Origin of the sequence: Pseudofrankia coriaricola (assembly GCF_032027725.1) — a bacterium.
Taxonomy (GTDB): domain Bacteria; phylum Actinomycetota; class Actinomycetes; order Frankiales; family Frankiaceae; genus Pseudofrankia.
In genome coordinates this window covers 1-11498 of the sequence record NZ_JASNFO010000156.1, presented here as the reverse complement: position 1 = coordinate 11498, position 11498 = coordinate 1, and the positions used below count along the sequence as shown (strand labels likewise).

The following is an 11498-nucleotide window of genomic DNA, read 5'->3' as shown; positions in this document are numbered from 1 at the left end:
CAGGAAGGCCAGGAAGTTCTCGCCGTCCTTACTGGGCCGGCACTCGCCGAAGACCTCGCCGGTGTCGGTGTTCAGCGCGGCGAACAGGTTCGTGGTGCCGTGCCGGACATAGTCATGGGTGCGCTTCTCGCTCGCGTCGAACGTGATCGGCAGCAGCGGCTGGGTCCGGTCCAGCGCCTGGACCTGGGTCTTCTCGTCCACGCACAGCACCACTACCGCCTCGGGGGGAGCGAGGTACAGGCCGACGATGTCGGCGACCTTCTCCGCGAACGCCGGGTCCCTGCTGAGTTTGAAGGTGCCCTGCCGGTGTGGCTTCAACCCGTTGTCTCGCCACAGTTTGGCCACGTAGTGCCACGAGATCGATGTCCCTGTTGTGCGGGTGACGTACCTGGCCATCTCCCGGCTCGACCAGTGCGTCAGGCCCGTCTCCGCCGGCGGGGTAGTGCGGGTCAGCGCGAGGACGCGGCCGCGGATCCGTGCCGGCACCTGCTCTCGCGGCGCCCCGCGCTGCCGGTCGACCAGTCCGTCGATGCCGTCGCTCTCATAACGAGACAGCCACAGATAGACCGTCGGCAGCGAGACCCCGGCTCGCTCGGCGACGTCCTTCTTCTGGAGGCCGTCGGCGAACCACAGCACGATTCGTGCCCGCGTCGCCACATTCGCAGGAACGTTGCTGTCATTCACCATGGACAGCAGTTCCGACCGCATATCCGCCGTTAGCTCCACACCACCATTCTAGCCGAACGGCCATATAAATGAAACGGAATCACGAGACACTAGTCCCCGATCGCACCCTGCGGCACGCGACGGTGCCTCGCTGGCGCGACTGCTACCGAACATCGCATCCAATTCGTCAGCACCGCGATCGCGGAAAGCATGATGTTCGCGTCCGGAGGGCCTGACTAGGACCGGTTCGTCGCTCTCTACCGACGGGTCCGTCAGGCAGGGGATCGCCACATCGGCTTCCGCGGGCTCGAGGACAACCCTGGGAGATCGAGCTCGGCGCGACGTGTGTCGTGGTGCGAGGTGGGCTATTCCATTCAGCGCCCCTTACCTATGGCCTCGGGCGGTGCTGTGACCAACGTACACAGGACGCGATCGACATAACTGTGAATTTGCGCGGGTCCGGTTAACGGAGAATTCATTGCGTGGGCGAGCGCGACGTTTCCGTGGGCGACGCTAAAGACGAGAACAGTCATGTCATCCAAACTGTCGAGCTGCAAAACGTAGCCTGCCTCTCGGCACCTTTCGATGACGCGTCTAAGGGTAATATAGACGGGTCGAGTGGGTAGGCGCTCGTCATCCATTTCCAGCTCAATTCCGGGATCGACGCCGAATAGCAGTTCGTAGCGAGTTTTGCTAGCTAGCGCGTAGTGCAAGTACGCTCGAATTTGGGCCTGAAGTTGTTTGTAGGGCTCGTCGTTTTGAACTCGCCCATCGGCGTGCTCCATCTCCGCGGCCAACTCTCGCCAGGCGAGGTTGGCGATATGGAGGATCATTTCCTGGCGGCCAGAGAACTGAAGGTAAATCGCTGGCGCCGATATGCCGGCTTCACGCGCTACGGCGCGTAGTGTGAGTTTGGAGGACGGAGTCGTCTCAAGTAGGCGCATGGCGGCCCTTGTGATTTCCGCGCGGAGCTGGTATCCCTCGCCCGAGTTGTGACGCCGTCGCTGTAAACTGCTGCGACCCGCCTGCGAACACGGTTGAGTGCTGGCCGGCGAGAGTTGGTTTTCCTCAGCTGACACGCCTCTACTTATACCAGAGCGGTGTCGACTGGGAGAACGAGTCGATAACGAACCTCCATCCTTCATGCCGTGATCAGGTTGGGTTCTGATCTCGGTGGGACAGGGCGCAACGCAGGCACCAACGCATCGCCAGAGCGATCACTGGTTCTGGCGACGATCACGTAACGGCCTGGTCCCTGGCGGACCAGGTGGGCGCTGCTGCGATCGTGTGTTCGGTGCCTGTCTGACCTCGGGGTCCTGTTCCCGCATCTGGCGGACGTGGTCGTGGATCGGGTGGAGCGGGTCGACGACCTGCTGCGGTTGGTCGCTCGTCCGCGGGCGGTGTCTGGTAGCTGCCCTCGTTGTGGAGTGGTCTCGACGCGGGTGCACGGCCGGTACCGGCGGCGGTTGGTGGACACCGCGGTCGCGGGCGTCCGGGTCGTCGTGACCTGCTGGTGCGCCGGTTCCGTTGCGCGGTGGCGGACTGTCCGGCGGTGACGTTCGCCGAGCAGGTCGAGGGGCTGACGAGTCCGTACGCCCGGTACACGCCGCTGGCGCGGCGGGCGTGCGAGGCGATCGGGTTGGCGCTGGCCGGCCGCGCCGGGGCGCGCCTGGCGGCGCAGCTCGGGATCACGGTCGGCCGCGACACGCTGCTGAACAGGGTGCGCGGGTTGCCCGACCCTGAGGTCGGCACGGTGGCGGTGCTCGGGGAGGATGACTTCGCGCTGCGCCGTAGGCACGTGTACGGCACCGTCCTGGTCGACATGGACAGCCACCGGCCTGTGGACCTGCTCGAAGGCCGCGACGCCGACCCGCTCGCCGACTGGTTGCGGGCCCACCCCGGTGTCGAGGTGGTCTGCCGCGACCGCGGCGGCGCCTACGCCGAAGGAGCCCGCGCCGGCGCGCCCGACGCCGTCCAGGTCGCCGACCGCTTCCACCTCTGGCAGAACCTCGGCGAGGCGGTCGAGAAACCGTGGCCGCCTACCGGAGCGCGCTCGCCGAACCACCGACGACGGTCGAGGAGACGGCCACCGTACCGGCACCCGTCTCGAGCGAGCCGCCGCCAGTCGTCCACACGCACGAGAAGCCGATCGTCACGCGTACGCGCCGCCGGTACGCCGAAGTCCAGGGACTACTCGCTCAGGGCCACAGCCGCGCGTCGGTCAGCCGCACCCTGCACCTCGACATCCAGACCGTGCGCCGCTTCGCCGACGCGACCAGCGTCGACGAGCTGATCGCGAAGTCCGTCGAACGCCGCAGCAAGATCGATCCGTACAAGGAGCACCTGCACCGCCGGTGGGCCGGTGGAACGAGGGCGTCACCGACGCAGCCCACCTCACCAGCGAGATCACCGAGCTGGGCTACCGCGGTTCCGACCAGGCGGTCCGTCGCTACCTGCGCCGCTTCCGCGACGGCCGTACCGCCCCGCCGCCCGGTCCGGTTCCGCCCACGGTCCGCGAGACGGTGCGCTGGATCATGACCCGACCCGACCGGCTCGACCCCGACGACCAGCTCGCGTTGAAGACGGTCCTCGCCAGAAGCACGGAGCTCGACGACCTCGCTACTCACGTCGCGGACTTCGCCCGCATGGTCACCAAGCTCGAAGGCTAGCACCTCGACGCCTGGATCGACGCGGTTGACCGCGACACCCTGCCCGCGCTCGTCTCGTTCGCCCGGCACCTCCGCAACGACTACGACGCCGTCGTCGCCGGACTCACGCTGCCGCACAGCTCCGGACCCGTCGAGGGCACCGCGAACCGGAAAATGCTGAAACGGCAAATGTACGGACGTGCGAACTTCGGCCTGCTCCGCAAGCGCGTACTGATCAGACAACTCGCGGACCAGGCCGTCACGTGATCGTCGCCAAAACCGAACTACGCGATCGCCCACATCGCGGTGGTCGCGAGCGGTTTGTCAAGGACCGGTTCGGGCGCGGCTCAGTGTGGGCAGGTGGGAGGTGTAAGCAATCTGTGACGTGATGTAAGGATCGACATATGGAATCCCCGAGGATGACACGGGGCCCGGATCCGCCGGCGGCGGTGATGCTGCTGCATGAGACGGAGCGGTCTCGGGTGGCTCGGCTGGTGTTCTTGACGGGGAGCGTGATCCGGAAGGAACCGCTGGGGCCTGGGGCGCCGCAACGGTTGCGCCATGAGGTGGAGATCCTCAGTCGGTTGTCCGAGGTCGAGGGGGTTGTGCATCTGGCGGTTGGAGTTTCGCCGGATCCGGGGTCGATCCTGCTTGCCGATGTCGGCGGAACGGCGGTGTCCGAGTGGAGCTCTCCGCTGGAGCCGGCTGACCTCATCAAGCTGGCCGAACAGATTGCGTGGGCCATGGGGGGGATGCACGCCAGAGGCGTGGTACATCGGAACATCAACCCGGCAAACATTGTCGTAAGTGGCGACTTGGACGCGCCGTATCTGAGCGATTTCGCGCTCGCCACGACCTTCACGACGGTTCAGTCCGGCTTCGTCCCCCCCGGGGAGATTGTCGGTACGGTGCCGTATCTGGCGCCGGAACAGACCGGCCGGACTGGTCGTCCGGTCGACCAGCGGGCCGATCTGTATGCGTTGGGCGCGACCCTGTATGAGTTGGCGACCGGCACGGCGCCCTTCGGCGAAGGGGACCCGCCGCGGATCATTCATGATCATCTGACGCGGGTGCCGGTACCGCCGGCGGAGATGAACCCGGCGGTGCCGGCCGGTCTGTCGGCGATCATTATGCATCTGTTGGAGAAGGAGCCGGACGATCGTTACCAGGGTGCCGACGGGCTGATACACGATCTCAGGTTGGTCCGTCAGGGCGCCGACCTTGCGCATCCCGGCGAGCACGATCTCCCCCGGCGGCCGCTGACGCCTTCCCGGCTGGCTGGGCGCGAGGAGGAGATCGGCGAGCTGGCCACCGTGTTCGCCGAGGCGATGATGGGCCGCTGCGGCGGGCTGCTCGTTGGCGGGGCTCCGGGGGTTGGCAAGACGGCGCTGGTCAATGAGCTGCGGCCGATCGTGGCTGGTGTCGACGGCTGGTTCGTTGCGGGCAAGTTCGACCAGAATCGTCGTGACCCGGAGAGTGACGGGGTCTGGCAGGCGTTCCGGGCGTTGGGCCGGCTGTTGTTGGCCGAGCCGGAGGACTATCTGGTCGCGGTGCGGGAGCGGATGCTGCGGGCGTTGGGAGCCAACGCCGGGCTGGCGACCGCCATCGTGCCGGAGCTGGCGACGCTGCTGAGGGTCCCCCCAGCTCTAGGCGATCCGATGACCGCGCAGCTGCGAGGACAGCGCATCGGGATCGGGGTCTTGCGTGCGGTTGCCTCTCGGAAGCGACCGGTGGTGATGTTCGTCGACGACTTGCAGTGGGCCGGGCGCTCACCACTGGGCTTGCTCGACCTGATCCTCGGCGGAGCGGAACAGATCGAGGGGCTGCTTCTGGTCGGCGCCTACCGGGAGAGCGAGGTGGACGCTGCTCATCCGCTGACGCCGATGCTCGCCCGGTGGCGTCGGCGGCCAGCCGGGCCGCACCAGGTGCGCTTGGCCAACCTGACGCCGGACGGCCAGGCGGCCATGGTGGCCGACCTGCTGCGTCTGGCCCCGGAGTCCGCCGCGGAGCTGGCGGGGCTGATCGCGCCATGCACGGCAGGTAATCCGTACGACACGGTGGAGTTGCTGGGCGCGCTGCGCCACGACGGGGTCCTAGCCGTCGGGGAGGGTGGGTGGCGATGGGACCGGGCGGCGTTGAGTCGCTGGATGGCAGCGGCGGACGTGGCCACGCTGCTGGCCGTCCGCGTGGCCGCGTTGCCGCCCGCCACCAGGGAGATGCTGGAGGTGATGGCGTGCCTGGCCGGCCGAATGGAGTTGGACCACCTGGAGGCTGCGACCGGATTCTCGGCGGATGAGATCGAGCGGCGGCTCGCTCCCGCGTTCGCCGCCGGTCTCCTGGTGCTGGAGTCTGACGGCCAGGCCAGCGTGCGGTTCCATCACGACCGCACGTGGGAGTCAATCCTGAGCGGCCTCACCCCGCAGGCGCAGCGCGCCACGCGATTGCGGCTGGCCCGGCGCCTCGCCGGGCGGCCCGAGCTCTTCGCCGTGGCGGCGGAGCAGTACCTGCGGGTGGCCGACGCTGTGCACTCCGCGCAGGAGCGGCAGCTGATGGCAAGGCTCTTCCGGCAAGCGGCCGACCAGGCGAAGCTGGTGAGTAACTATTCGCTGGTGGAGAGATTCCTGGCGGCGGCTGTGGCGCTCGTCGACCCGGCCGACGCCGACCAGCTGATCACGCTCCATACCGGCCGTCACGCCGCTCTGTACAGCCTTGGCCACTTGGAGGAGGCCAACGAGGTCTACCAGTCCATCTGCCGGCTGTGTACCCGCCCGGCTGGGCGGACGGCCGCCACCGTGGTGCAGGTCAGCAGCCTCACCAACCAAGGGCCTGCCGGCGAGGCGATGCGGCTCGGCCTCGACCAGCTGCGACAGCTCGGCTTCGCCGTCCCGGACCGCGACCGTCTGGAATCGGAGATCGACCGCGGGCTCGACGCGCTCTATCAGTGGATTGACCAGACCAGTGAAGCCGACGACCTGCGACGACCGAAGATCACCGACCGTTCGCGGCTCGACGCCATGAAGCTCATCGACCGGCTCACGCACCCGGCGTACCTCTGTGACGAGCAGATGATGACCTGGTTGAGCCTGCAGGCGGTGGAGATGTGGAAACGGTGCGGCCCGGATCGTGCCCTGGTCGGTCCAGCCAGCGGCGCCGCGAATGTGACGATCGCCCGCAGGCGGGACTACCGCACTGGGTATCGCATCGTGCGGCGCATCCTCGCTGTCGCGCAGGCCCGCGGGTATGAGCCTGAGGTATGGCAGGCGCAGTTTATGTACGTGATCAGTGTCGGTCACTGGTTCGACCCCCTCGAGGACAACCTGTCGGCGGCGCGCCGCGTGCTGGAGGGCCTGATCCAAGGAGCTGAACCGCAGTACGCATGTTGGAACCACTACGTGCTGCTGAGCGGCCTGCTGGACTGTGCGCCGTCGCTTGACAGCTTCGTCGCTGAGGTCGACGAAGCGCTGGCACTGGCCATTCGTACCGGCAACGGCCGAGCCGAGGAGGCGTTCCGGCAGTATCGCCAACTGGCGAGGGCACTGCGAGGTGAGAGCACCGAATCGCCGGCCGATGAGGCGGCTCAGCTGAACATGCTGGCCGCCAACCCGATCGCCGTCGTCGACCTGCACCTCAGCCGGGCCTTCGCCGCAGCCATCCTCGACCACCCAGGTGAGCTGGCCCGGCACACGGCGGCCGTGATGCCGTTGCTGTCAGCCACCGAGGCCCAGTACAGGGCAGTCGTGGCGCGTGTGCTGCGGATCCTGGCCTTGGCAGGGCAGGCCTGCACGAGACAACCGGACCGGCGCAACGCCATACTGACCGAGCTGGACTCGTTGGTCGAGTGGTTGGCCTCGCGTGCTGCCGACGCGCCCGTCAACTTCCTGCACCTGCTCCGTTGGGCGGAGGCCGAGCGGGCCTGGGCCGTGGGCGACTTCCGCGAAGCGGCGCATGCCTTCGACGTGGCACAGGAAGAGGCATCCGCCCAGGCACGCCCGTGGCACCAGGCGCTGATCCTGGAACGCGCCGCACGGTTCTACCTGGCTCACAGCATGGAGCGAGCCGGCCACGCGCTGCTCGCCGAAGCCCGTGACCGTTACGCGGCCTGGGGCGCCACCGCCAAGGTCAGCCGGCTCGACTGGGCCCACTCGAAGCTAGGGGCCGAGCCCTCCGGGACAAATCCGTTCGTGCGGCCACAGGCGCAGTCCGCCGCCCGCGTCACCACCGGCACCATCGACCTGCTCGGTGTAGCCGCCGCCTCCCAGGTCCTCAGCTCGGAAACCAGTATCGACGGCCTGCGGAACAGAGTCGTGGAAATCCTGTCCGCGATGACCGGCGCCACCAGCGTCCACCTCCTCCTCCACGACCGGGAGCAGCGCAGCTGGTCGGTGCCGTTGGACGATCACGACACCGTCTCGCTCGATGAGGCCGGCCGGCGGCGCCTCCTGCCACCCTCGGTCATCCGGTACGCCGAGCGCACCCACGAACCCGTCGTCGTCGACGACGCCACCCGCGACGACCGTTTCAGCCGCGACCCATACCTCACCGACCTGGACCGCTGCTCCCTGCTAGCCATACCCATCATGATCCGAGCCGAGCTACGGTCAATGCTGCTCCTGGAAAACCGGATGATCCACGGCGCGTTCACCACCGAACGCCTCGAAGGAATCATGCTCATCGCCGGGCAACTAGCGGTCTCGCTCGACAACGCCCTCGTCTATGCATCACTGGAACACAAGGTCACCGAGCGAACCCAGCAACTCGCCACCGCCAACCAGCGACTGGCCACCGCCAACCAGCGGCTCGGACAGCTCTCGATCACGGACCCGCTTACAGGCCTGGCCAACCGGCGACGCCTCGACCAGGTCCTCGACGCCGAATGGCACGGAGCCCAACGCAACGCCACACCCGTCGCGCTGGCCATCGTCGACATCGACCACTTCAAGCTTTACAACGACCACTTCGGCCACACTGCCGGCGACCGATGCCTCCAACGGGTCGCCGCCTGCCTGGCCGAGAACACCCGCGACACCGATCTGACCGCCCGCTACGGGGGCGAGGAGTTCGCCGTCGTGATGCCCGGCGCCGACATCGCCACCGCCACCCGAATCGCCCGACGAATCCGCGCCGCCGTTGAGGAGATCGCCGAACCACACTCGATGGCCCCCAACCAGATCATCACCGTGAGCATCGGCACCACGTCGATCATCCCCACTCCCAAGGCCAGACCGAAAGCACTCATCGATCTCGCCGACGCCGCGCTGTACCACGCCAAAAGCGGCGGCAGAAACCGGGTGGAAACGGCACTCACAAGCCCCGCATCGGGATAGTACGCGCTGTCCCACGCCGGCGAGGGACAGTCATCCCGCAAGACCCGAACTCCCAGAGCAGGAATCGATCGGGGTCGGGTCGGCGTGCCGCTGCGTAACCCGAAGTACACGGACCCCCAAGTGTTCAACCTGACTTCCCTCACGTTGATCGTCTCGGCAAGATCGAAAGTCTCTGGCCTGCGGAATCGTCCGCTGGGGTGCCGGATTTTGTGCACTAAGCCGGGCCCTATCCTGGGTGTCCGTGGCCTATGTGCGCACCGTGAAGACCGCGTCGGGGGCGACCGCGGTGCAGATCGTGTACTCGATCCGGCGCGGGTCGCGGGCGATGGACCACATCGGGTCCGCGCACGACGAGGCGGAGCTGGCGGCGCTGCGGGCAGTCGCGAACCAGCGCCTCGCAGCCGGGCAGGGAGAACTCGACCTCGGGCTGGACACGGTCGGCGCGGCGGGCGGCCCGCTGCCGATCGTCGCCTCGCGGATGGGGCATCTGTGGGACGCGTTGTGCCGCGCCTACGACTCGGTCGGCCTCGGGGAGGCCACCGGCGCCGACCGGGTGTTCCGTGACCTGGTCCTGGCGCGGATCATCGAGCCGACCAGCAAGCTCGACTCGCGGCGCGTCCTGGAGGAGACCGGCGTCGCGCGGCCTCCTACGCGACGATCGAACGCGCCCTGCCGAGATACGCCACCGACGCCTGGCGGCGGCGCCTCGCCGCGGCCTGCGCGGCGCACGCGGCGCTCGGACCGGCCAGCCTCGTTCTCTACGACGTGACCACGCTCTACTTCGAGACCGACCAGGGCGACGGGTTCCGCGAGTCGGGCTATTCGAATTATGTGAAGCGATCGGTTATGTGAGGCCGACCGGTGTTCCCGCTGGTGGAGCCGCTTTAGGGGGCCTGTCGCTCGACATAACGGTCGGGTGTTGCGTGGTTGCCGTCTTGTCCGGTCTCTGGAAGGCGGTGGTCACAGGTGGCGGGTGGCGTGTGGGTTCTGATCGGGCGGGCTGATCGGCTCTTGGCCGGCAGCGGGCGCCCGGAGACGTCGGTCGAGGACTACCGGCGTGTGTGGGCAGCGTTCGGCAGGTTCTGCGACCGTGTGGGCGTCGTGGAACCGGTGCCGGACCACATCGCCATGTTCCTCATCGACGACGGCGCGGACGTGAGGGCGTTGACGGCGTGGCAGCGGTTCAAGCGCCGGGCGGTGACCTGTTTGTTCGCGATCGATGAGACCGGCGTATTCCCCGGGCCTGTACGCACCAAGAAGCAAAGCGGCGTGCCCGCGCAGTTCGCTGGCGAGTTCGGCCTGCGTTCCGCGTAATTCGGGGGGCCTAGAGACACTGGCTGGGCGAAGTGGCTGGTCAGGACGGTGTGGCCTGGTCACACGGTCGAAGGGTCCTAGAGAAACGGCCAGGAAGGATCTGCCTGGTTGGTAGGGGTTTCCTGTATTCTGGCTAGAGACATGTATGTGAAGACGACGACCCGGCAGTCCAAGACCGGCCCGGTCCGCTACCTGCACCTGGCGCACAACGAGTGGGACGCCGGCAGGGGACGGTCCGTCCCGCGGATCCTGTACAGCTTCGGCCGTGAGGACGGCCTCGACACCGACGCCGTCCGCCGCCTCGTCGCGTCGCTGGGCCGGCTGCTCGACCCCGCTGACGCGCTCGCGGCCACGGCGGAGGCGGGCTCGGGGCTGGTGTTCACCGGGTCCCGGCCCTACGGCGGCGCCTACGTGCTCGACCAGATCTGGCGGCGGCTCGGCATCGAGAAGATCCTGACCGGGCTCGCCTCGTCGGGGCGGGGCCGGTCCCGTGACGCGGCCACGGCGGAGCGGGTGCTGTTCGCCCTGGTCGCGAACCGGGCACTCGCCCCGGCCTCGAAGCTGGCCGCCGCCGAGTGGATGAGCCAGGACGTGCACATCGACGGGCTCGGCGAGGTGTCCGACGACGCCTGCTACCGGGCGATGGACTGGCTACACGCCGTGCGCGGCGAGTTCGAGAAGCAGGTGTACTTCCAGGTCGCGGACCTGCTCAACCTCCAGGTCGACCTGCTGTTCTTCGACACGACCTCCACCTACTTCGAGACCGAGGATCCCGACGCCGACGTGCCGCGCGACTGGCGCGGCGAGCCCGCCACCGACGAGCAGAGCGCCGACCCGGACAAGGAGGGTTCCGGGTCCACGGCAAGTCCAAGGACAGCCGGGACGACCTGCCCCAGATCGTCGTCGGGCTCGCCGTCACCCGCGAGGCGATCCCGGTGCGGATCTGGTGCTGGCCAGGGAACACCGCCGACTCGGCGCTGATCCGGCAGGTCAAGCAGGATATGCGCGACTGGAGCCTGGGCCGGGTTATCTGGGTCGCCGACCGCGGCTTCACCTCGAAGGAGAACCGCAGGTTCCTCCAGGCTGGGGCCGGTGCCTACATCATCGGCGAGAAGCTGCGGTCCGACTCCGCCGAGGCCACCGCCGCGCTCTCCCGGCAGGGCCGCTACCAGCACGTCGCCGACAACCTGCAGGTCAAGGAAGTCCGGCTGCCCGACGCCACCGACCGGTTCGTCGTCTGCTTCAACCCCGACGCCGCACAGCGCGACGCGGCGATCCGCGCCGAGCTGATCCACCAGCTCGAAGGCCTCATCGCCGAGTCGGACCAACTCAGCAGGGACAAACGCGCGGAACTGCGGGGGAAGATCTCGACGATGCCAGGGCTGAACCGGTTCCTGCGCGTCACCCCCGGCGGGCTGCTGCGCATCGACAAGGCCAGGGCGAATGCCGAGGAGAACCTCGACGGCAAGTACCTGCTGCGCTGCGCCGACCCCACGATGAGCGCGCAGGACATCGCCCTGGGATACAAGCAGCTGCTCGAGGTCGA

General features: G+C 67.9%; 9 protein-coding genes and 1 pseudogene. 8 read left to right on the top strand and 2 right to left on the bottom strand.

Going from position 1 to position 11498, the window contains the following annotated elements:
* Together QOZ89_RS45930 and QOZ89_RS45925 are read right to left on the bottom strand one after the other, a co-directional pair.
* Positions 1–708: IS630 family transposase (locus QOZ89_RS45930; protein WP_312630296.1), on the bottom strand; the 708-nt coding region annotated here is incomplete at its 3' end.
* A 332-nt stretch (positions 709–1040) separates the two neighbouring features.
* Complete coding sequence (locus QOZ89_RS45925) at positions 1041–1811, bottom strand: TetR/AcrR family transcriptional regulator (protein WP_083418815.1); 771 nt, start codon at positions 1809–1811, stop codon at positions 1041–1043.
* A gap of 368 nt (positions 1812–2179) precedes the next feature.
* On the opposite strand from QOZ89_RS45925, the gene QOZ89_RS45920 reads away from it, so the two are divergent.
* From QOZ89_RS45920 to QOZ89_RS45885, 8 genes and pseudogenes are all read left to right on the top strand, one after another.
* Complete coding sequence (locus tag QOZ89_RS45920) at positions 2180–2959, top strand: ISL3 family transposase (RefSeq protein WP_206745018.1); 780 nt, start codon at positions 2180–2182, stop codon at positions 2957–2959.
* Between the two features lie 61 nt (positions 2960–3020).
* Complete coding sequence (locus QOZ89_RS45915; protein WP_206745017.1) at positions 3021–3335, top strand: hypothetical protein; 315 nt, start codon at positions 3021–3023, stop codon at positions 3333–3335.
* A gap of 15 nt (positions 3336–3350) precedes the next feature.
* Positions 3351–3581 carry a transposase gene (locus QOZ89_RS45910; RefSeq protein ID WP_206745019.1) on the top strand — a complete coding sequence of 77 codons (231 nt, stop codon included), beginning with the start codon at positions 3351–3353 and terminating at the stop codon, positions 3579–3581.
* Between the two features lie 137 nt (positions 3582–3718).
* A complete protein-coding gene (locus QOZ89_RS45905) occupies positions 3719–8638 on the top strand; it encodes a diguanylate cyclase (protein WP_071049587.1) in 4920 nt (1639 codons plus the stop codon).
* Between the two features lie 241 nt (positions 8639–8879).
* Positions 8880–9463: pseudogene (locus tag QOZ89_RS45900) on the top strand (IS1634 family transposase); the annotation flags it as partial.
* Positions 9464–9616: 153 nt separating this feature from the next.
* Positions 9617–9952, top strand: a complete 336-nt coding sequence (locus QOZ89_RS45895; RefSeq protein WP_131804035.1) for a hypothetical protein — start codon at positions 9617–9619, stop codon at positions 9950–9952.
* Between the two features lie 147 nt (positions 9953–10099).
* Positions 10100–10933, top strand: coding sequence for an IS1634 family transposase (locus QOZ89_RS45890; RefSeq protein WP_198543327.1), 834 nt, complete (start codon positions 10100–10102; stop codon positions 10931–10933).
* Positions 10840–11498 (top strand): IS1634 family transposase (locus QOZ89_RS45885; protein WP_491723697.1); only part of this gene is annotated, 659 nt, incomplete at its 3' end. The genes QOZ89_RS45890 and QOZ89_RS45885, both read left to right, overlap by 94 nt.